The organism is Saccharopolyspora antibiotica, from assembly GCF_047200635.1.
GTDB lineage: Bacteria > Actinomycetota > Actinomycetes > Mycobacteriales > Pseudonocardiaceae > Saccharopolyspora_C.
In genome coordinates, this window is the sequence record NZ_JBJZOI010000004.1 from 208281 (window position 1) to 229031 (window position 20751).

Sequence of the window (20751 nt, forward strand, 5' to 3'; positions counted from 1 at the left end):
CTAGGACTTCGCCGGGCCGGCACCCGAGGCGGTCTCCGCCGGCTCGTCCGCTGCCGCTGGTTCCGCTGGTTCCGCGCCTTCGCCCTCGGCCGCCACCTCGGCCTCGGCCGGTACCGGCTTCGCCGTCGCCCGGCGCTCGTAGCCGAGCAGGTGATCCCGCAGCAGCAGGTGCGGGAAGCGGTAACCGCCCTCCAGCCGGGCGAGCATCCCGTGCCGGGCGAGCGCCCGCAGCAACCGCACCCGCCGGACCGGCAGCTCGCTGAGCGCCATCACCCGCGCCAGCCACTCCGAGGCCGCGGTCTTCGCCGTGTCGAAGGGGAACACGTCGGCGTGCCACGCGGCGGGCGCGGCGAGCCCCGCCACCAGCAGGCCGAGCCCCGCGTCGAGGGCCCGTTCGTCCAGCAGTGGTCCGCTGAACAGCACCGGCAGCACCCCGAGCAGCCCGGCGACGGCCACCACCGGGGCCGAGGTCCGCAGCAGCGCCGAGCCCTTCCCGTCGAAGGCCTCGTACTGGTCCTCGCCGAACTGCCACCACACCTCGTCCCGGGCGGCCGTGGTCAACCCGGCGACCACGCCCAGCACGATCCCGATGCCCATCGAGGTCAGCAGCTCGCGGGGGCCGAGCCAGAACATCGACACCCCCACCAGCACGGCTCCGGCCGCGCCGAGCGCCGCGCTGTTGCCCGGCATCTTCGACCACGCCTCCACCGCGCTCAGGATGGTGAGGAACGCGGCGAGGACGACCACCGGCGCACCGATCCACCACGGCTGCGCGGCGAGCCAGTTCGTCGCGGGCGTGACCAGCCCGACCAGCGCGAGGCTCACCACCAGCCCGATCAGGTAACCGGCCACGGCGGTCACCCAGCCCTGCGGGATGCTCCCGGACTTCTCGGCTGGCCGGACCCACGGCAACGTGGACAGGTGGTCGAGGAAGGCGACGTAGCCGACCAGCAGCACCGCCGTCACCAGGGCCGCGGCCGGGCCCAGCAGCATCCCCATCGCCAGCGTGGTCCCGGTGACCGACCCCGCCAGCAACCCGGGCAGCCCGCGGCCGAACACGTGCACCAGGGTGCTGGAGGGCAGGAAGCACGCCCAGGCCACCAGGCTGGGCAGCCGGGTCCGGGCGCTGAGGTCGTTGCACAGCGGGCTCGCCGAGACCCGGGCCAGGAACCGCAGCGTGCGCAGCACCTTCTCCGGCGGGTAGCCGAGGTCCTCGACGTGCCGGGCGGGTACCGCGGACAGGTAGGTGTCGAAGACGGTGCGCCGACGTTCCTCCGGCGTGCCGGAGAGCACGATCTCCGCGGGCGTCCGGTCCTGGTAGGCCAGCGCCATCAGGCTCAGCATCAGCGGTGAGTCCAGCAGCTGCCACAGCTCCGGGTCGGTGCGCAGGGCCGAGCGCACGCCCTCCGCGCGGCGACCGAGCCGGGTGAAGAACTCCACGACCTGCTTGCGGGTCAGCGGGTTGATCGTGACGACGTTGGCCAGCTGCAACGGCGTCGTGAGCGCCTCGTGCTCCGCGCTGCGGCAGCAGACGACCAGCTCGGGCAGGGAGAACTGGTCGCGCAGCTTGTTGATCTCGGTGACGCAGCGCTCCTGGTACTCGCGGGGGACCTCGTCGAGCCCGTCGAGCATCAGCCCGATCCGCCCCTGCTCCAACCAGATCCGGCCCAGCGAGGGATGGATGGTGTACCGGCGTTCGATCTCCCGCAGCAGCCACTTCTCGAAGTCGCCGGGCGGGGCGGGCCTGCGGTTGTCCCAGCGCCATCCCGACATCGCCCACGAACCGAGGTCGATGATCAGCGGAATCGGCCGGTGCTGGTCGCCCGTCGCGCGCACCGCGAGCTCGCGGGTGAGCTCCAGCAGCAGCGTCGACTTGCCCGCTCCCGGAGCGCCGAGGATCAGCAGCTGGCCGCGCGCGTCGTCGAGGGTCTGCACCAGATCGGCGTGCGCGGGCAGCCGGGCCTTCTTGCCCTCGCCGGTCCGCAGCACCACGTCGGCCGGCCGGGCGACCGTCGCCGGGACGTCCTCCCCGTCGAGCAGCCCGTGGACGTGTTCCGCAAGCGAACCGCCGAGCCGTTCGCGCGCGTACCGCTCGGCGCTGGCCGCGGACCGCTCGCGGTTGGTGGGGGAGTTGAGCCGCCGCGCCGTGATGGGCTTGTCGGCGTTGGTGATGCGCTCCCAGCCCGCCAGCGCCGCCGCGAACAGCAGGAAGACGATCACCAGCGGCCACAGCACCGCTGCCAGCGGCTGCAGGAAGCCGGGCAGCCTCCCACCGGTGCCGATGCTGATGGCGGTGGGGACCAGGACCAGCGTGACCGCACTGCCTGCCCCGATGAGCAGTGCCGTCCGCACCGTGCGGGCGAGCCTGTTCTGCATGATCGTCTCTCCACGAGTCGGCAACCGCGCGTGCGCCTAGAACTATGGTCGGGTGGGCACGGACTGTAAACGCTCCATTCCGGTCGGTGTGGCCGAGTGTGATCGGCGACGCGACGAACGGCACCGATCGAGCGCCGGAACACCGGAGCGGACCCCGCGGCGGGGGAGGCGAACGATCACGGGGGCACAGTCTTCCAGCGGGCGGCCCGCGGGATCCGACGGGCCGCGGCGCGGCGGCGGCCGGGTAGCGGATGCGGGACGCGCGGGCGCGCCGCCCGCTCGGCGCCCCAGCGCGCCGGATGCGATGCACCCCCAGGACAACGCATCCGGCGCGGTTCCGCCGTCGCGGCGGTTTCCTGACCCCCGGATCCGGTGGCGAGGACGCGCGACCCGGCTCGGGCGCGCGGCGACCAGTCGCGCGTCCCGGCGGGGCCGGAGTTCCGCGACTGAGTTGATTCCCGCTGGTGAGCAGCTTAATTTGCGGCGGCTGCCGAGGACAAGGGGATCACCGACCGCCGACGGCCCGCGCACCCCCTGGCTCGGCGGGCGCGTCGTCGTTCCCGGCTGCGGCGCCGCGGCGCGCCCCGGCCCGGCCGCTGCGCGACCAGCTCGGCCGCGGCCGCCCGGAACCGGTCGGTGACCTGCGCGAGCGCGGCATCGCGGTCACCAGATCAGCGAGCGCGGAGCCCGGTCGCGGACCGGGCTCGCCGTCGCCGTGCCGCGCAGCCGGCTCGCTTCGGTCTCGGAGCTCTCGGTGGGCCAGCTCACCGACCAGCGGCGGTTCCTCGGACCGCGGTCGCCCGAGCCCCACCGGGAGCGGGGCGTCCGATGGCGGCGCGCGCCGCTCGGCGCAACCACCAGGTTCGCCCCGCCCAGCACCTCCAGCGGCTCGCTGCCGCCGGGACAGCGTCCCAGGCCGAGATCGTCGGCGGTCTCGCAGTCCTGCTCGGGATCACCACCGGCTACCCGACCTGCTGCGAGGACCGCGCGGGCGGGCGTGGACCGGAGGGCGGCGCTGAGCCCGGCGCGGGCTCAGCGCCGTCCTGCGTCCCGGGCCGGTGGTGCGGGAACCGCGTGCCGTGCGCCCATTCGACGAGCGGTTCGGCGACCACGCGGAAGTCCAGGCCCGCCGGGCTGAGGGAGTAGGCGGGAGCCGCGCCGCGAGCCCGGCTGACCAGGCCGCGCCGTTCGAGCTCGCCGAGCCGCTGGGAGAGCGTGACCTGGCTGATCCCGACCTCGCGGGCCAGCTCGTTGAAGCCGTGCGGTCCGGTCAGCAGCACGCAGACCACGTGGATGGCCCACTTCTCCTGGAACAGCCCGAGCGGGCCCGCGGTCCCGGGGGGATCGGTGCCCAGCCGGTGCCGATCGGCCCACGCGAGCAGCTCGGCGAGCACGGGCAGCAGTCCCGAGCCGCGCTCGGTCAGCGAGTAACGGGTGCGCGGCGGTGCCCCGTCGAGGACCTCGCGGCGCACGAGTCCCGCGTCCGCCAGCTCGGAGAGGCGTTGCTTGAGCGTGCTCGGTCCCGGGCCCCGGACCACCCGGCGCAGGTCGTTGAAACCGCTCGGCCCCGCGCCCAGCGCGTGCACGACGTGCCACGACCAGCGGCTGTTGAGCGCGCCGACCGCGGCGACGAACGTCTCGTCGTAGCGGAGCTCCCCTGTGCTTCCGGGCACGATCCCATGATACGACGCCACGATCGTGCGATTGCCTTTCCAGATCAGGTCCTGTTTTCTTAGTGGTGTCGAGCCGAGATCGCCGATGTCGCTCGACCTGCTGTGCAGCGGTGGGTCCCGCTTGGAGGGAAGTCCCCTTCGCGCCCCGCTGCTCCTGCGGAACCCGACCGGCAACACCGGAATCGACCGGTGGTCCCGATTTTTCCGACTCCGTCCTCAGTGGAGGCGACCATGTGCACCGTCTTCGTCGAAGTTCACGTCCGCACCGGCTCGATGACTTCTTACCTGGTGCGCCCCGAATCGATCGCGCGCCACCGCCGTGATCACCGGATCGGGTCTGGGCGGATCACCCTGCTGTGCGGGCGGTGGGAGCCCCCACCGGCCGTCCGCAGGGGAGTTACCGGATCGCCGCCACCCGGGATCCGAGCTGCACCGACTCGTCCCGTCGCGGACGGGGCGAGGGCGCGTGCGCCCAGCGAACGGGTTCCGGTTTCTTCGGGGGCGTCGGCGTGGTGCGCTCCTGGGTCACCGCCACCCGGCGCAGCGCGCCGCGAAGTCCGCCACCAACTCTGGCTGGACCGAACGCAGGTCGGCGGCGGCACCCCAGGTCGTGTCCGCGAGATCGGCCGGCCCCGCTTCGCGGTCGGCCAGCGCGAGCATCTGAGCGAACCTGGTGGCGATCGCGTGGTGCCCGGTCAGGCCCGTGATCCACTTGGTGTGCGCGTGCCGCGAGTACAGGCCGACCACCTGCGGTCCGGTGCCGTCCGCTCGTTCCGCGAGCGCCGCGAGCTGGGTCAGCCCGGAATCGGTTCCCACGACCAGTTCTGCGGAGGCGAACAGATCCAGGCAGGCGAGCGTTCCGGGCTCGCGGTGGAGGTCGGCGGGCAGACCGTCGAAGGCGCCCGGCGCGGTGGCGCTGCGCGTGGTGACCACGCTGAACCGCCACGGCGCGTCGATCCCGGCCACCAGCTCGGCTGCCACGGCGGCGAAATCGGCGAGTTGGAACTCCAGGTTCCGCGGCCAGCCGGGTACGGCCACGAACACCACGTGCCACCGGTCGGCCGTCCGGCGCGAGGTGAACCGGGGGAGCGGTGCCGCGTCAGCTGTCAACCGGGTGCCCAGGCTCTGCTCCACGGCGAGGTAGTGCCGCATCGGCAGTGCCGCGTGCACCTCGACCTCGTCGGACCCCAGCTGATCCAGCCAGGTCTGGGGTTCGTCCGGGTCGACGCGGAAGCGGACCGGCGAGCGCGTGGCCGTCCGGACGACGTGCGGTCCCCAGGTGTGCTTGGCCGACTCGACCGGAATCCCGCACCGCCGGAGGAGGTCGGCCTCCGGGCCGCTGTAGTGCATCGGCAGCTCCGGGGTGACCTCCCGCAGCGCGGTCACCGCGGACAGGCCCAGCAGCAGCTCGGCGAGGCCGCGCTGGCCCAGGTCAACGATCCAGCCGCGCGACCGCACCAGCTCCGCGCAGCCAGGCTCGGGACGGCCGCCGGCGCTGCGGCGGTACGGCAGGACGCGACCGAACGGAGCCTGCTCCACCGGTACTCGCATCCGGCCTCCGCGGTGGCACCGAACGTCCTCGACGTGCCAGTGGATCAGGTCTTGCTGGATCGTCACGAGAGATCACCTCCAAGGCTCAGGGCGTCCCCGACGCGCGGCTTGGCTCCGCTCCGCGGGTCTCGAACCCTCGGCGGATCGCGCTCTCGCGGGAATCTTGAGGGGGTCAGTGTGCGACGGGTGAGCGCGACGTGGTGACGACGATCGCCCGCGCGGGTGCGACATGTGCCTGACGCCGGTGTGACGCACGGGCACCTTCAGGGCAGGTGCCCCGGCCAGGCGGTTCTGGTGAGGACGTCGACGCGGAGAGGGGCGCATGGTGGCCGGAAAGCGTGGGCCCGACCGGACTCGGCTGGAACAGGTGCTGCGCCAGCGGCGCCGCACCGTCCAGGAGTTCTGCGTCGAGTTCCACGCCGCCGCACGTGAACTCGGCGAATCGGCGGTCATCTCGCATCGGCAGGTGAGCCGGTGGCTCGGCGGCCAGCTCGGTGGGCTCCCGCATCCGGCGACCTGCCGGGTCCTGGAGCGCATGTTCAGCACCTCGGCGGAGGAGCTGCTCGGCCCGCCGCGCCGGATCGAATCCGGCGTCGTCCGGCCAGTGCTGGCCGGGCTTCGCGTCCAAGGCGACGCGGACGTCTCGATCGAGGACGAGGTCGCCGCGGCGGCCGTCGAATCCGCGCGGTTCGCTCAGTTCGCCGAGCAGAGCAACGTGGGTCCTCACGTCCTGGAGCAGTTCCGCGCCGACGTGGGACGCATCGTCACCACCTACCCGAATCGGCCCGTGCACCCGCTGTTCGCCGAACTGCGCGTTCTCCGGGACCGGGTGTTCGCGCTGCTGGAAGGAAGGCAGCCTCCGGCGCGGTCGCGGGAGCTGTACCTCGTCGGCGGAGTGGTCTGCGGCGTGCTGGCCAACGCCTCCTTCGACCTCGGTTGGTTGGCCGCGGCCGAGACTCAGGCGCGCACGGCGTTCCTGTGCGCCGAGTTCGCGGGCTGCAACTCGCTGCGGTCCTGGATCCGCGGCACCCAAAGTCTCATCGCCTACTGGGATGAACGCCCCCGGGACGCGGTGGAACTGGCTGCCCAGGGCTGGGCCTACGAACCGGAGAGCGGGACACCACGGGTCCGGCTGGCCTCGATCGAAGCCCGCGCGCTCGCGCGGCTCGGCGATCGGCGGGCCACCGTGGACGCGCTGGGGCGGGCCGATCGGGCGCGGGCCGAGGTCCGGGGGGAGGACGATCCGGGCGGGCTGATGACCTTCCCGGTGGCCAAGCAGACCTTCTACAGCGCGAGCGCGTGGTTGTGGCTGGGTGACCGGGCGAACCTGCACCAGGCGGAGCGTGCCGCGACCGAGGCCGTGCGGCTGTACGACCAGGAGCCGTCGCAGCACCGCCGCCTCGGCGAGCTGAGCCTCGCCCGCCTGGACTTGGCGATGGCCCGGCTCGGCCGGGACGACCTCGAAGGCACTGCCGAACAGGTGCGCGCGGTGTTGGAGGTGGCCGAGCGTCGACGCACCGACAGCGTGGTGCGTCGACTGCGCCAGCTCGTGCAGCTGCTCCAGCGCCCGCACCTGCGCACCACCGCGCTGGCGCTGGAGCTGCGCGAGCAGGTTTCGGCGTGCTGCGATGCCCCGTCACGACCCGAACTCGTGGCGGGAGCGAGCTGAGCGATGCCGGAATCACCGCGGCCGGACGGCGGCGCTCCGGGAGCGGGAGTCGTCGTCGTGCAGCGGCGTCCCCATCGCCGTACCCGGCTGATGTGCTGGTCGCTGGTCACGCGGCGAGCACAGCCGGGCGCCGGGCGGAGCTGACCGGACCGGAGGAGCCGGAGGAGGTGGTCGAAGCAAGTCGAGCTGGAGCACGGCGAGCGGGTACCGCCGGCGCACCCGCCCGGGGATCACCGTTCTCGGGGCGAGTCGATGACGGACTTCGGCTGTCGCGAGGCCGTCGCGGTGGCGACGCGATCGTCTCGGGGCGATGAACCGCCGACTGCCGCACCACGCGGGCTGCACTGGTGCCGGGCGCGATTGCGCGCACCGCACCTGCCTCTCCAGGAGCCGCTTCCCCGCCCACTTTCCCAGCCCCCACCTGTCCAGGGTGGTTCGGGCTTGGCGCTGGGGCCGACGTCACGGGTGATCGCGCGGGCGGCGGACTCGGTCGGCTTGTCCACGGAGCTGGCCGCGCTGGCCGGGTGGGAGCCGGGCGTGAGCTGGCAGCGCTGCCGACGTGCGCCCTCCCGGTGCTCCTGCGGAGCCCATGGGGCATCCGCGTCACCGGCGTTCGATCGGTGACGTGGGGCGGGCCACCGCGCCCCGAGTGCGTACGAGGGCAGCGGCGGGCCCGGATCACTCGGGCTTGCGGTGACCGCCGCCCGCGTTGTTCAGTCCGGACAGCAGGCGCTGCATCACCTGCGGGTCCAGCTCGTCCGGCTCGTCGCCGAGCGCTTCCGCGGCGGGGGAGCGGCGCTTCTCGCGGCGCGGCAGCGGGACGGCCGAGGCGCTCATGCCGGAGGGCAGCGCGAGCTCGCACCAGCGGCGGTGGCCGCGAGCGCCGATGCGCTCGACTCCGGTGCGCATTCCCTCTAATTCGCGCAGCGGCGCGGGCGAGATGCCCACCGTTTCGTCCTCGACCTCGATGACCAGGCAATCGCCGCGCAATCGCAATCTGATCGTGAGGAAACCGGGGTTCTTCGGGTCCGCGGCCTGCACCGCGGCATCGACCATCCGTTTGGTGGTCTGCGCGGCCCCGTCCGCCAGCGGCCGCAGCGACCACTCGCTGAGGGTGAAGCGCACGAAGATTTCGGTGCAGTTCAGCGCCGTGGGCAGGGCGATGAGTCGCAGGTCGTCGACCTGTGCGGTGTCGGCGTTCACCTGGTTCCTTCCTGTCGTGCTCCGGTGCGAGCCGCAGTCGTCACCCGGACTCCGTATCTTGCCAACCTGGCTTCTGCCGTGCGTAGCAGGGTTGCCGCCGAGGGTGTCATGCCAGGCCGTCCGGGCAAAGCAGCGATTTTCCATCGGCCCCGTTCGTCTCGCGCCGACCGGAAGTCGGTGACGAGCCGCGAATCCGCTCTTCCCGGTTCGCCCGGGATGCCCGGTGGGTCCGGAGCGCGTGGCACGGTCCGCTCGGCGGACACAGTGGAAGGTGCGGTCGCCACCGGGAATCCGGCTGCTCCCGCTCCAGCGAGCTCCGACTGCCGCCGGAGCCTGGTTGGCGCTCGCGGAGACGACGAGCTACCGGGAGTCCTGCGGCGGGCGCTCGCGGTGCACGCGAGCATGGGCAGTGTCGGCGCAGCGCTCCGGGGAACGCCGCCGCGGCCCGCTCAGGTCAGGCCACCGCCTCCCGCCCCGAGGTGACCTCGTGGGTGCCACGAACGCGGTGGCGCGTCCCTCGCGGTTCGGCTTCCGCCGCGACGAGGTGCCGTTCCGCCCGGCTCAACGGCCGTCCCGCTGCCCGGCGCGGCCGCGGGACAGCGGCGCAGCACGACCTGGTCGTCGCCGAGCTCGGCGGACACCTGGAGGTGCCGTTCCCGGGCTCCTCGTGGCTGATCCGGGAAAGCGGTCGCGCACCGGTCTCGGGGGGACGTCCGATGATCGAGGGAGCACGAGCCCGCCCGGCGCGCGCCGGGCGGACGGGCGCTGGCGGTGCGCGGTGCGCGGGGTGGATCCGGCCGCGCACGGCCTGGGTCCGGAAGCTCCGAGCGGTGCCGAGGTCCGCTCCGGCGGTCCCCGTGACCACCACGTCGTCTGCCGGTGTCCCCACCGCCACGCTGCGGGCACCGGGAGGATGCTTCTTCCCGCGCTCCGTCCTGGCTGGACCGTTGACCGCGGACCGTCCGCTCCGGACACTGCATGAGGCGCACCGGCGGGGTGGGCGCGATGCGGAGGAGGTCCGGACGAGGATGGAGTGGACTGGTGCGCGGCTCGCCGACCAGCCGGAGGCGCAGGTGCGGACGTGGATCGCCGCCTCGCCCGAGCAGGTCTGGCCGGTGGTCTCGGACATCGCGCTGCTGCCCGCGGCCAGCACCGAGCTGCGCTCCGTGCAGTGGCTCGACGGCGCCACCGGCCCGGCCGTCGGAGCCCGGTTCCTCGGTCACAACCGCAACGAGCTGCTCGGCGAGTGGACCACCACCTCGCACGTCGTGGAGTGCGCTCCGGGGCGCGCCTTCGCCTGGGCGGTGCAGGATCCGGCGAACCCCATCGCCACCTGGCGGTTCGCCCTCAGCCCTCGGGAGGGCGGGACCGAGCTGGCTTACCTGGTCAAGCTCGGCACCGCTCGTTCCGGGCTGAGCCGGGCGATCTCCCGGGCGCCGCAGCAGGAGCGGCAACTGGTGGCTCAGCGGCTGCGCGACCTGCAGCGGAACATGATCACCACGCTGGAGCAGCTCAAGCGGCGCGCGGAGTCCCGGGGCTCCCGGCACCTCGCCGACCGCCGCGGCGCGGAGTAGCGCTACCAGCTCGGCCCGACGTGATCTCCCACCACGGCCACCGGGCAGGGGGCCCGGTGCAGCGCGCCCAGCGCCACCGAGCCGAGCCGGGGGCCCCGTTGCGACCGGTGCCCGACGACCAGCAGCCGCGCCCCCTCGGCCTGCTCGCACAGCGCCTCGACCGGGTGCTGATCGGTGGCGATCCGCCGGACCCGCACCTCCGGGTAGTGCTCCTGCCACACCGTCAGCTGTGCGCCGATCCGCGACTCGGCTTCCTCCTGGATGCTCCTGCGCTGGGGGTCGCCGAGCACCGAGGGCAGGAAGTACGCCTCGGGCAGCGCCTGCACGACGAGGAGCTCGCGGTCCCGGCGATCCGCCGAGTCGAAGGCGAAGTGCAGCGCCGGGCGGCTCTCCGGCGAGAGGTCGAGCCCGACCACGACCGGCCCGGGACCGGCCGATCCGGTCCCGCGCACGACGACGGCCGGGCACCCGGCACCGGAGGCCGCGGCGGCGCTGACCGAACCCAGCAGCACGTCGTGCACCGCGCCGTGCCCCCGGGAGCCGAGCACCAGCAGCGATGCCTCGCGGGAGCGGGCCACCAGCTCCCGCGCCGGGTCCCCGCGGATCGCGCGGGCGCGGACGTGCAGCTCCGGATCGGCGATGCGGCAATCGCCCGCGATGGCCCGCACCGACTCCTCCGCCTGCGATCGCCGGGATTCGGCCTCGTAGAACCGCACCAGTTGCAACGACGCTCGCAGGGACGCCGCCTCCGCGGCCGCCCACCCCGCCGCTCGAGACGCGGGTTCGGATCCGTCAACGGCGGCCAGCACCGTCCTCGCGGGCAGGAACACGGCGGACCCCCTTTCGCGGGCCCGAGCGTCGCGCGGCGGGAGGCGCGAAGACCAGGGCACAACGACCGGGATCGCCCGGGTCAGCGCAGGCGTTCCAGTTCGGCGGCGACGGCGACCACCTCGGCGGCCATCTTGCGCAGCTCCTCGGGGCCGGCTCCGTCCTCGGCCGCGGTGCCGACGTCCTCGGCGGCGCAGCGCAGCTGGAACAACCGGTCCTGCAGGTCGGCGATCTCCGAGGCCGACAGCACCACGGCGTCCTCCGGCAGACCCGAGCGCTGCACCGCGCCGCGCCGCTCGTAGGCGCGCTGCCTGCAGGACTGGGTGCAGTACTGCCGCGGCCTGCCTTGCCGCCCGGCCGCGGCGAGCCGCCGTCCGCACCAGGCGCAGTGCCGATCGCCCCGGCGGCGAGCGGACCCGGCGCCACCTGAGGCGGTCTCGGCGATGGGCGGAGCGGTCTCGCGCGGGGTGTCCACGGTCGGCAACCGTAGTGCGACTCCGCGGCGAACATCGCGCAGCCACGCCGGTGCGGGTGCCGCCCGTCGCGCGGCGTCGGGCAGAGTGGTGCCGCGACCCCCGACCGTTCCCGCACCGCCGCGGATCGTGGAAGGAACCGAGCGCTCGTGACCCACCCGTTCCTGTCGGGGCCCCGGCCCCGCGCGATCGCCCACCGGGGCTGGCACCTCGGCGACCTGCACGACATGGAGAACTCGCTCAGCGCGATGGCGCGCGCCCGCGCCGAGGGTTACCGCTACCTCGAGACCGACGTGCACGCCACGGCCGACGGCGTGGTGGTGCTCAGCCACGATCCGAGCTTGGATCGCACCACCGACGGGCGCGGGACGATCCGGCGGCTCCCGTGGTCGGCGGTCGGCTCCGCGCTCGTCGGCGGCCGGGAACCGGTGGCCCGGCTGGACCAGGTGCTCGAGGAGCTCCCGGATGCGCTGCTCAACGTGGACGTCAAGGAGGACGCCGCGGTGGAGCCGGTGCTGGAGACGCTGCGCGGGCAGAACGCGTGGCACCGGGTCTGCCTCGCCTCGTTCGACGACCGCAGGCTGCGCGCGCTGCGCCGGGGAGGTGGCCCGGAGCTGCTGACGTCGATGGGGCGGCGGGCGGTGGCGACGCTGTGGGGGGCGTCGCGCTGCGGCGGCTGGGGGCCGCGCCCGCGGGTCGCGGGCGCGGCGGCGCAGGTGCCGCCGCGGCACGGCCGGGTGCGGGTCGCGGACCGGCGCTTCGTGCGGACCGCGCAGCGGTGGGGCCTGGAGGTCCACACCTGGACGATCGACGAGGCGGCGCAGATGCGGGAGCTGCTCGACCTGGGGGTCGACGGGATCGTGACCGACCGTCCCGACGTGCTCCGCGAGGTGCTGGGTGACCGGTTCGACGACGTGGGGGCGGACGAACCGGAGGGCCGGGTTCGCTGAGCGGGCGGCGGCGCGGCGAGACCCGGAGCGGCCCGCGCACCAGCGGCGGACGGTGCGGGAGCACCGGCCCGGGTCATGATCATCGCGCCGCGACCGGACGTTGATCCGGAGCCGATACAGTCCCCGTTGCCCCTATCGAGTGAACACTTGAGGACGGAGAGGCATGAGCGTGCTGGGCGGTCTCGCGCCGGACACCGCGAGACGGCGCCGCGAGCAGCGGGGATGGTGCTGGTACGACTGGGCCAACTCGGTGTTCCCGACGTCGGTGACGACCGTGTTCCTCTCGCTGTACCTGACCAGCGTGGCCACCGAGGCCGCCACCGCCGACGTCGCGCGCAACGGCCCCGCGGCCTGCCCGGGCGGCAACTCCCTCGTCCGCTGCGACATCTCGGTGCTGGGGCTCGCGTTCCCCGCGGGCTCGCTGTGGGGCTACCTCCTGTCGGCAGCCACCGTGGTGCAGGTGCTGGTGCTGCCGATCACCGGGGCGATCGCGGATCGCACGCAGAACAAGCGGGCCATGCTGGCGGGCTTCGCCTTCGGCGGTGCGCTGGCCACCTCGCTGCTGGGACTGGTGGGCAGCTCGAACTGGCGGTGGGGGCTGGTCTTCTTCGTGGCCGCGAACATCTGCTTCGGGGCGTCGGTGGTCGTGTACTACTCGTTCCTGCCGGAGATCGCGTCGACCGACGAGCGGGACCGGCTCTCCTCGCGGGGCTGGGCGTTCGGCTACCTGGGCGGCGGGTGCGCGCTGGCGCTGCACCTGGCGCTCTACCTGGGGCACGAGGCGATCGGGCTCGCCGAGGACACCGCGGTTCGGCTGGTGTTCGTCTCGTCCGGCGTGTGGTGGGCCGCGTTCACGCTGCTGCCGCTGGCGGTGCTGGGCAGGCACCACGAGCCGGTGGGCGGTGAGCGCGGGGCATCGCTGATCACGGCGGGGTTCAAGCAGCTGGCGTCGACGATCAGGCAGGCGCGGAGCTTCCCGCTGACGCTGGCGTTCCTCGGCGCCTACATGATCTACACCGACGGCATCGCGACGGTCACCCAGGTGTCCGCTCAGTACGGTGACCTGGAGTTGCGGCTTCCCCAGGAGTCGCTGATCATCACGTTGCTGATCGTCCAGTTCATCGCCTTCGTCGGCGGTGTGCTGCACGGCCTGCTCGCGGGCCGGATCGGCGCCAAGAAAACGATCATGATCAGCCTGGTGGTCTGGGTGGCGGTGCTCGCCGCGGCCTACTTCGTGCAGGCGGGTCAGCAGCTCCAGTTCTACGGGCTGGCCGTGGGGATCGGTCTGGTGCTCGGCGGCACGAACGCGCTGTCGCGCTCGTTGTTCAGCCAGATGGTGCCGGAAGGCAAGGAGGCCGAGTATTTCTCGCTGTACGAGGTCGGGGAGCGCTCGACGTCCTGGCTCGGGCCGCTGGTGTTCGCCGGGGTCGGGCAGGCCACCGGGTCGTTCCGGCTGGCGATCATCTCGCTGGTGGTCTTCTTCGTCGTCGGTCTCGTGCTGGTCTCAGCGGTCCCGGTGCGCCGGGCCATCGAGGCGGTCGGCAACCGGCCGCCCGAGCGGTTGTGAGCGGATGGGGGGATTCGCTCGTGCCGGTAGTGCGTCCCGGTGATGTCACCGGCATCATTGGCATATGCCGGTACACAGCGTCGCGATACTGGGGAGCACGAACTGAACACGCAAAGTGACTGGGGCCGTGTCGCACTGGGTGGCGGCGTGGTGATCTCGCTTGCAATTTACCCAGGAGAGTGAAGGTTAACTTGCCCTTAGTGAGAATCCGTCTGGCACCATCGCCTATACGGAGGAACCTCTAGTGTGATAGTGGAAGAGCGCGTCATGAGCGCGGTCTTGCTTGCATCTCTAGAGGTGACGATGTCGTTGACGAGTGAAGGACGTCACCGACGGCAACCGGAAGTCCCGCGCCGGGAACAGCTGACGGCCCGCCCGTCGTTGCACTCGGTGAGCACAACCCGTCCGGACTCTGGTCCGGGCCGAAGTGAAAGGAACCGTCATGGCCGATCGCGTTCTGCGTGGCAGCCGGCTCGGAGCGGTCAGCTACGAGACCGACCGCAACCACGACCTCGCACCGCGCCGGACGGTGCGCTACGCCTGCCCCAAGGACCACGAGTTCGAGGTGCCGTTCTCCGACGACGCCGAGATCCCGCCGACCTGGGAGTGCCGCCTGCACGGCTCCGAATCCAAGATCATCGATGGATCCGAGCCGGAGCAGAAGAAGGCCAAACCGCCGCGCACCCACTGGGACATGCTGCTGGAACGCCGCAGCATCCCGGAACTGGAGGAACTGCTCAACGAGCGGCTGGAGATCCTGCGCGGTCGGCGCAGCCACTCCGCTTGAGCGAAGGCTTCCCCCGCGTCAGCGGGTGAGCACCTCGAACGCCTGGGCCCCGTGCGGGGGAGCCCAGGCGTTCTCGTGCGTCAGCGCAGCAGTCCCCGCAGCTGGGCCGCGCGGCGGCGAAGTCCCCACGCCGTGATCCGGACCAGGGCCTCGCGGACGATGTCGCCGTTCATCTTCGACTCGCCCAGCTCCCGGTCCGCGAAGGTGATCGGCACCTCGGCGATCCGGAATCCGGCCTGGACCGAGCGCAGCGTCAGGTCGACCTGGAAGCAGTAGCCCTGCGAGGCGACGTCGTGCAGCGGCAGCTCGGCCAGCACCTCCCGGCGGTACGCCCGGAACCCCGCGGTGCTGTCGTTGACCGGCACGCCCAGCGAGTACTTCGAGTACAGGTTCGCGCCCCGGGACAGCGCCTGCCGGTGCCACGGCCAGTTCACGACCCGGCCGCCGGGCACGTAGCGGGAGCCGATCACCACGTCGGCGGTGCCGCCGGGCCGCAGCAGCGACAGCAGCCTCGGCAGATCCTCGGGGGCGTGCGAGCCGTCGGCGTCCATCTCGACGACCGCCGGGTAGTCGCGCTCCAGCGCCCAGGCGAAACCGGCGACGTAGGCGGCGCCGAGCCCGGCCTTGCCGGTGCGGTGCAGCACGTGCACCCGATCGTCGGCGGCCGCCAGCTCGTCGGCGAGCTCGCCGGTGCCGTCCGGACTGGCGTCGTCGACGACCAGCGCGTGCGCCGAGGGCAGCGCGGCGTGCAGCCGCCGCACCACGGGGGCCAGGTTCTCCCGCTCGTCGTAGGTGGGGATGACCACCAAGGCCGAGCCGGACGGTCCCGCCGCGCCTCCGGTGGCGTGCCGGTCCGTCATAGCGATCCTCCTTCGGGCCGCACCTCTCCCCAGCGGGGCGGGCGGCGGATGCGTCAGTTCTCGTCGTGGTGGCGCCGCCGCGCGGTGGCGGCCAGGGCGCCGACGCCCAGCAGCGACAGCCCCCAGGCTGGCGCGGCGCCGAGCGTGGTGGCGAGCGTGCGCTCGGTGCGCAGCGGGACCTCGCCGGTGAGGTTCCGCGCGGTGAACTGCTCGGTGTGCGCGGTGATCGCCCCGTCGGGACGGATGAGCGCGCTGACCCCGCTGGTGGCGGACACCACCACGGCCCGCCCGTGCTCCACCGCGCGCAGCCGGGACATCGCCAGGTGTTGCCAGCTCATCTCCGAGCGCCCGTACCAGGCGTTGTTCGTGGGCACGGCCAGCAGCGTGGCGCCGTCGCGGACCGCGCCGGTGAACACGTCGTCGTAGGCGACGTCGTAGCAGAGCCCGACGCCGAGCCGGATCGCCGCGGCCTGCAGCACTCCCGGCCGGTCCCCGGCGACCATGTCCTGCTGGAACCGGTCCACGAACGGGCTCACCAGGCGGGCCACCGAACGCATCGGGATGGTCTCGGCGAACGGGACGAGGTGTTGCTTGGCGTACTCCTCGTCGGCTCCGCGCTCCGGGTCCCATTCCACGATCCGGTTGCGGAAGGTGCCGTCGCGGTCCACGGCGAAGCCGCCCGCGATCACCGGGACGCCGAGCTGGTCGGTGACCTCGCGCAGGTCGGGATCGGAGCGCGACGGCCCCCAGTTGCCGACCTGCTCGGGCAGCACGACCAGGTCGGGACGGGCGACCCGGCCCGCGCGGACGTCCTCGACGAGCCGCCGGGCACCACGGATGTGGTTGTCGTGCAGGACGCCGTCTTCGTAGAGCAGGTCGAGACCGATGTCGGGGGCGTTGCCCTGCACGAGAGCGACCCGAGCGGTACCCGCCTGGGCGTCCACGCCGATCGAGGGCCACAGCGCGGCCCCGGCCACCACCGGCACCAGCACGGCCGCCGCCGGCGCGATCAGCCGCGCCCGTCGGCCTCGCCGCACCCGCGTCGCCAGCACGCCGAGACCGCAGCCGATCAGCGCCACCGCGAAGGTCACCAGGGTGGCGCCGCCGACCGAGGCCAGCGGGAGCAGCGGTCCGGTCGGCTGGGTGAACGCGAGCCTGCCCCAGGGGAAGCCGCCGAACGGCTGGGTGCTGCGCACCGTCTCGCCCAGCAGGAACACCGCCGCCATCCACACCGGCGCTCCGGGCAGCCGGCTCACCCGGGCCATGCCCGCGCCGGTCAAGCCGAGGAACAGCGCCTCCACCAGCGCGACGCCGAGCCAGGGCCACGGCCCGAACTGGGTGCCGAGGAAGTCCTGGATCCAGCCCAGCAGCGGCAGCATGTACGCGAGCCCGAACAGCAGGCCGTGGCCGAACCCGGCCCGGGTGCGGCGCCCGCGCAGTGCGGCGGCCAGCAGTGCGATCGCCAGCGGGGCCAGCCACCACAGGTCGCGAGGCGGTGAGGCCAGGTGCAGCAGCAATCCCGCGGCGATGGCCGCGGCGGGGCGGAGCCAGCGCGCGACCCCGTCCGCGCGACGTCCGCCTGGCCTGCCCTCGGCGCTGTCCTGCGAGGTCACCGTGGGGGCACTCACCCGATCAACTCTCTCGGTACTGCGCCCGGCGAACCGGGGCGGACTCTGCGCTGGGGGACGCGATCCGGGTCGCGCCCGCGTCAAATGTACGCCGACCTGGTGCGCGAGAAGGGCGGCCCCGCGCGCCCCGGGAGCGGTTCAGCGGGTGGTCCGCCGGGCGGTGCGCCGCAGTTGCAGGATGCGGGCCGCGCCGACGAGGGCCACGAGCAGCCCGCCGATCGCGGCGGCCAGCAGCAGGGCGACGCCGACCGGCAGGTCCCCGCGCAGGCCGAGGAAGGTGACCGAGGTGGGCTGCAGGTTCTGCAGGATGAACACCAGCAGCACGATCAGCGCGATGGTCGCCACCACCACCGCAGCCCAGGTGCCAGCGGTGCGGGTGTGCCGCAACCTCTCCGCCTGAGTGGGCTCGCCGGTGGGCTGGGCCGGTTCGAGTTCGCCGTTCTCCCGGCTCGGGTCGGTCAGCGGATCGACCGGGGCGGTCCGCTCGTCGGCGGTGTTCTCGTCGGTGGCCATGGGCGTCATTCTGCAGCACTCACCCGGCCGGTCCAGCGGCACGACGCGCGAAGATCCGGTGAACGGATCAACGCGCCTGGCCCGGGCGGCTCAGCGCGGCGGCAGTCCGCCGGGGAACCGCTTGAGCACGGTGGCCCGCCGCGCGGACCCGGGCCAGATCTGAACCCGGTAGGCCTCCTCGCCCCGGCTGCCGTCGGAGCTGATGGTGCCGAAGCCCTCGCAGCGGGTCCGCACCCGGTAGATGCCGATGGGGACGTCGAAGCGATGGGCGCTGCGCCTGCTGTCGGAGCCGCCGAGCACCAGCACCTGTCCGCTCGCGATCTCCACGGAGGCCTCGGTCACGTGGTCCCAGGAGGCCAGGTCGCAGGCGGGCGCCGCGCTGGTGATCTCGATCGTGACGGGGATCGTGGTCCGCCGGGCCGTGCCGACCGTGACCACGCCGTCCCGGCTGGAGATCAGATCGCGCCGCAGGTCCGCCGCGGTGTCGTCGATGGCGGCCAAGTCGTAGTCCGCGTGGGCGTCGCGGACCTCGAAGCTGTGGTAGTCCGCGAAGATCATCAGTTCTCGCCGCGTCCGGTCGATGTCCACCGTGCGTCCCCCCGCTCCCGCGCTCCCGATCCTTTCTAACAGCCCCGGAGCGGCGAGCGCTCCGGTTCGCCGGTAAGGCGGCCACCCGGCGCAGCGCGGTGCTGCGGTCGTCCCGCCACCAGGAGGGTGGGCTCCGGGCCCGGCCGCCCGGGGTGCCGGATCGCCCGGTGCGGTGGGCCGCGCTGTTCCGATGGCGCCGCGCCGTCCACCGGCGAAGCGGCTCGGGACGGCGGAGGCGAGGTGGTCGCGGGGCTCGTGCCGGAAGCGGGGTGGGATTCCTGCTGCCGCCGCGATCAGCCCGGGCGCGCCGGTGGTGCGGCGCGGTGGCCGCCCGCCCCCGCCCGGTCGTCTCCGTTGCTCCGTCCGGCCCGGGCTCGGGTTGGTTTCGCGGGCGGGGTGTGGTGGAGTGCTCGCTGATCGCGTGGGGAGGTGCGTCGGATGGTGGAACCGAGCGCGCTGGAGGTGCCCGGGGTGGTGCACCGGTACGTCCAGGTCGGCGACCTGCGGGTGCACGTGGCCGAAGCCGGGGAAGGCCCGCCGCTGGTGCTGCTGCACGGCTGGCCGCAGCACTGGTACCTGTGGCGGCACCAGATCCCGGAGCTGGCGCGGGAGTACCGGGTGATCGCCCCGGACCTGCGCGGGCACGGCTGGACCGATGCGCCCGCCACCGGGTACGGCAAGGACGTGCTGGCGGGCGACCTGATCGGGCTGCTGGACGCGCTGGGGCTGGACCGGGTCCGGCTGGTCGGGCACGACTGGGGCGGCTGGACCGGATTCCTCGCGTGCATGCGCGCTCCGGAGCGCTTCGACCGCTTCCTCGCGTTCAACATCGCCCACCCGTGGCCCGCGCCGTCCGCGCGGACCGCGCTGACGATGTGGCGGCTCTGGTACCAGGTGGTCGTGGGTTCCCCGGTGGGACCGCTGCTGATCCGCCGCACCCCGTTCCTGTCCCGGGGCGTGCTGGGATCGGTGCGCCGGGGCGCGCTGTCGGCGCGGGAGCGCTCGGCCTTCGCCGACCGCTGGCGGGATCCCGCGCGGGCGAGGGCCTCCGCCCTGCTGTACCGCACCTTCCTGCTGCGCGAGCTGCCCGCCGTCGTGCGCGGGGACCACCTGCGCACCCCGATGTCGACTCGGGCCCGGCTGGTGTTCGGCACCGCCGACCCGGCCATCTCGCCCCGGTTGCTGGCCGGCTACGAGCGCGCCGCGGCCCGGATGGACCTGCGCTGGGTCCCCGGCGCGGGGCACTTCATCGTCGACGAGCTCCCGGACCGGGTGCTCGCGGAGGTCCAGGAGTTCATGGCGGGCGAAGCGCCGGTGCCGTAGCGCCTGGGCGGCACGGGTAGGCTCGACCGCCTGACTTCCGGCGAGATGAGATGCGCGGTGCTCGATACTGTGGTGACCCTGGACTGGACCGAGCGAGGGGAACCGCGTTCCGCGATCTGGCGCTCCGAGAACGGCGCGGCCCCGCCCCGCCACGTGCTCGTCGGGGACGACGACCTGCGCGCCGACGACGCGCACAAGCTGACCGCTGAGGGCACCGCGATCCTCTGGCGGGGCGATTTCCACAACGCGCGCAACCTGCTCACCGCGCTGGCGCGGCGGGTGGATCGCAAGCCGGTCGCCGAGATGGATTCCCCGGCGCAGACCTTCCACCGGCTCCGCCAGCGCCAGGCGCAACGGGCCAGGCTGCTCGGGATGCTGCTGGTCCCGGTGGACGCCGGGTGCGCGGTGCCGCTGCGGCGCGCGCCGGAGGTCCGGGAGGCGTGCCTGGCCGCGGGGTGTCCGGCGGACGAGCCGTTCGTGCTCTCGCTGCGGGAGCTGCTCGGGATCATCGGCGCGCACGAGTGGCGGCGCACCGGGATCGAGGTCCCCGCGCTGGAGGGCCGGATCCACCCGCACTACGGCGTGTTCGCCCCGCTGCGCACCGACTACCTGGACCTGATCGCGTCCGAACCGCTGCCCGCGGCCCGGGTCGCCTTCGACGTCGGCACCGGCACCGGTGTGCTCGCCGCGCTGCTGGCCCGCCGCGGGGTGCGACGGGTCGTGGCGACCGAGCTGGACGAACGCGCGCTCGCCTGCGCCGAGGAGAACATCGCGGGGCTCGGGCTGGCCGAGCAGGTGGAGGTGCGCGCGGCCGACCTGTACCCGGAGGAGCGCGCGGGACTGGTGGTGTGCAACCCGCCGTGGCTGCCGGTGAAGCCCTCGGCCGCGTTGCAGCGCGCCGTGCACGACCCGGGCAGCCGGATGCTGCGCGGATTCCTGGGCGGGCTGGCCGCGCACCTGGAGCCGGGCGGTGAGGGGTGGCTGGTGCTCTCGGACCTCGCGGAGCTGCTGGGGCTGCGGTCGCGCGCGGAGCTGCTCGGCGCGATCGAGGACGCGGGCCTGGTGGTGGCCGGGCGCAGCGACACCGCGCCCCGGCATCGGCGGGCCGCGGACAGCACCGACCCGCTGCACGAGTTCCGGGCGGCCGAGACGGTGTCGCTGTGGCGATTGGTCGCGCGGGACTGATTC

General features: G+C 73.5%; 17 protein-coding genes. 7 read left to right on the plus strand and 10 right to left on the minus strand.

Annotated features, from left to right (window positions below; genetic code table 11):
* The 3 genes from ACL03H_RS04190 to ACL03H_RS04200 all read right to left on the minus strand — a co-directional run bounded on the left by ACL03H_RS04190 (nucleotide 1) and on the right by ACL03H_RS04200 (nucleotide 5600).
* On the minus strand, nucleotides 1-2376 hold the full coding sequence (locus ACL03H_RS04190; protein ID WP_412809724.1) for a hypothetical protein: 2376 nt from the start codon (nucleotides 2374-2376) through the stop codon (nucleotides 1-3).
* Between the two features lie 962 nt (nucleotides 2377-3338).
* Nucleotides 3339-4049: a winged helix-turn-helix transcriptional regulator gene (locus ACL03H_RS04195; RefSeq protein ID WP_412809725.1), complete on the minus strand. Its 711-nt coding sequence runs from the start codon at nucleotides 4047-4049 to the stop codon at nucleotides 3339-3341.
* Between the two features lie 525 nt (nucleotides 4050-4574).
* A complete protein-coding gene (locus ACL03H_RS04200) occupies nucleotides 4575-5600 on the minus strand; it encodes a glycosyl transferase family 9 (protein WP_412809726.1) in 1026 nt (341 codons plus the stop codon).
* A gap of 322 nt (nucleotides 5601-5922) precedes the next feature.
* Between ACL03H_RS04200 and ACL03H_RS04205 the strand changes: the two genes are divergently transcribed.
* A complete protein-coding gene (locus tag ACL03H_RS04205; RefSeq protein ID WP_412809727.1) occupies nucleotides 5923-7269 on the plus strand; it encodes a hypothetical protein in 1347 nt (448 codons plus the stop codon).
* Between the two features lie 678 nt (nucleotides 7270-7947).
* Here the strand turns inward: ACL03H_RS04205 and ACL03H_RS04210 are convergent.
* Nucleotides 7948-8472, minus strand: coding sequence for an ATP-binding protein (locus ACL03H_RS04210; protein ID WP_412809728.1), 525 nt, complete (start codon nucleotides 8470-8472; stop codon nucleotides 7948-7950).
* Nucleotides 8473-9500: 1028 nt separating this feature from the next.
* Here ACL03H_RS04210 and ACL03H_RS04215 point away from each other — a divergent pair.
* On the plus strand, nucleotides 9501-10046 hold the full coding sequence (locus ACL03H_RS04215) for an SRPBCC family protein (protein WP_412809729.1): 546 nt from the start codon (nucleotides 9501-9503) through the stop codon (nucleotides 10044-10046).
* Nucleotides 10047-10048: 2 nt separating this feature from the next.
* On the opposite strand, the gene ACL03H_RS04220 is transcribed toward ACL03H_RS04215, so the two are convergent.
* Both ACL03H_RS04220 and ACL03H_RS04225 read right to left on the minus strand, forming a co-directional pair.
* Complete coding sequence (locus tag ACL03H_RS04220; protein WP_412809730.1) at nucleotides 10049-10876, minus strand: universal stress protein; 828 nt, start codon at nucleotides 10874-10876, stop codon at nucleotides 10049-10051.
* 80 nt (nucleotides 10877-10956) lie between these two features.
* Entirely contained in the window at nucleotides 10957-11319 is a 363-nt protein-coding gene (locus ACL03H_RS04225; protein WP_412809795.1) for a hypothetical protein, read from the minus strand.
* A gap of 177 nt (nucleotides 11320-11496) precedes the next feature.
* Here ACL03H_RS04225 and ACL03H_RS04230 point away from each other — a divergent pair, with 177 nt between their 5' ends.
* The 3 genes from ACL03H_RS04230 (at nucleotide 11497) to ACL03H_RS04240 (ending at nucleotide 14651) form a co-directional block, all read left to right on the plus strand.
* Entirely contained in the window at nucleotides 11497-12297 is an 801-nt protein-coding gene (locus ACL03H_RS04230) for a glycerophosphodiester phosphodiesterase family protein (protein ID WP_412809731.1), read from the plus strand.
* Nucleotides 12298-12460: 163 nt separating this feature from the next.
* Nucleotides 12461-13864, plus strand: coding sequence for an MFS transporter (locus ACL03H_RS04235; RefSeq protein ID WP_412809732.1), 1404 nt, complete (start codon nucleotides 12461-12463; stop codon nucleotides 13862-13864).
* Nucleotides 13865-14306: 442 nt separating this feature from the next.
* Nucleotides 14307-14651, plus strand: coding sequence for an RNA polymerase-binding protein RbpA (locus ACL03H_RS04240; RefSeq protein ID WP_412809733.1), 345 nt, complete (start codon nucleotides 14307-14309; stop codon nucleotides 14649-14651).
* Nucleotides 14652-14731: 80 nt separating this feature from the next.
* Here ACL03H_RS04240 and ACL03H_RS04245 read toward each other — a convergent pair whose 3' ends face one another.
* The 4 genes from ACL03H_RS04245 to ACL03H_RS04260 form a co-directional block, all read right to left on the minus strand.
* Nucleotides 14732-15511 carry a polyprenol monophosphomannose synthase gene (locus tag ACL03H_RS04245; RefSeq protein ID WP_412809734.1) on the minus strand — a complete coding sequence of 260 codons (780 nt, stop codon included), beginning with the start codon at nucleotides 15509-15511 and terminating at the stop codon, nucleotides 14732-14734.
* A gap of 53 nt (nucleotides 15512-15564) precedes the next feature.
* Nucleotides 15565-17139 (minus strand): apolipoprotein N-acyltransferase, encoded by a 1575-nt coding sequence (gene lnt, locus ACL03H_RS04250; RefSeq protein ID WP_412809735.1) that lies wholly within the window; start codon nucleotides 17137-17139, stop codon nucleotides 15565-15567.
* Between the two features lie 138 nt (nucleotides 17140-17277).
* The gene (locus ACL03H_RS04255; RefSeq protein ID WP_412809736.1) at nucleotides 17278-17652 is read right to left on the minus strand and encodes a LapA family protein; all 375 of its coding nucleotides are present in this window, start codon (nucleotides 17650-17652) and stop codon (nucleotides 17278-17280) included.
* Nucleotides 17653-17742: 90 nt separating this feature from the next.
* Nucleotides 17743-18240 carry a hypothetical protein gene (locus tag ACL03H_RS04260; RefSeq protein ID WP_412809737.1) on the minus strand — a complete coding sequence of 166 codons (498 nt, stop codon included), beginning with the start codon at nucleotides 18238-18240 and terminating at the stop codon, nucleotides 17743-17745.
* A 438-nt stretch (nucleotides 18241-18678) separates the two neighbouring features.
* Here ACL03H_RS04260 and ACL03H_RS04265 point away from each other — a divergent pair, with 438 nt between their 5' ends.
* Together ACL03H_RS04265 and ACL03H_RS04270 are read left to right on the plus strand one after the other, a co-directional pair.
* Nucleotides 18679-19563, plus strand: a complete 885-nt coding sequence (locus ACL03H_RS04265; protein ID WP_412809738.1) for an alpha/beta fold hydrolase — start codon at nucleotides 18679-18681, stop codon at nucleotides 19561-19563.
* Between the two features lie 57 nt (nucleotides 19564-19620).
* Nucleotides 19621-20748 (plus strand): methyltransferase, encoded by a 1128-nt coding sequence (locus ACL03H_RS04270; protein WP_412809739.1) that lies wholly within the window; start codon nucleotides 19621-19623, stop codon nucleotides 20746-20748.
* Nucleotides 20749-20751 lie beyond the last annotated feature (3 nt).

Coding starts and splice junctions, on each gene's coding strand:
- ACL03H_RS04190 (WP_412809724.1), bottom strand. CDS start 2,376: ATGCAGAACAGGCTCGCCCGCACGGTGCGGACGGCACTGCTCATCGGG.
- ACL03H_RS04200 (WP_412809726.1), bottom strand. CDS start 5,600: ATGCGAGTACCGGTGGAGCAGGCTCCGTTCGGTCGCGTCCTGCCGTAC.
- ACL03H_RS04205 (WP_412809727.1), top strand. CDS start 5,923: ATGGTGGCCGGAAAGCGTGGGCCCGACCGGACTCGGCTGGAACAGGTG.
- ACL03H_RS04215 (WP_412809729.1), top strand. CDS start 9,501: ATGGAGTGGACTGGTGCGCGGCTCGCCGACCAGCCGGAGGCGCAGGTG.
- ACL03H_RS04235 (WP_412809732.1), top strand. CDS start 12,461: ATGAGCGTGCTGGGCGGTCTCGCGCCGGACACCGCGAGACGGCGCCGC.
- ACL03H_RS04240 (WP_412809733.1), top strand. CDS start 14,307: ATGGCCGATCGCGTTCTGCGTGGCAGCCGGCTCGGAGCGGTCAGCTAC.
- ACL03H_RS04245 (WP_412809734.1), bottom strand. CDS start 15,511: ATGACGGACCGGCACGCCACCGGAGGCGCGGCGGGACCGTCCGGCTCG.
- ACL03H_RS04255 (WP_412809736.1), bottom strand. CDS start 17,652: ATGGCCACCGACGAGAACACCGCCGACGAGCGGACCGCCCCGGTCGAT.
- ACL03H_RS04265 (WP_412809738.1), top strand. CDS start 18,679: ATGGTGGAACCGAGCGCGCTGGAGGTGCCCGGGGTGGTGCACCGGTAC.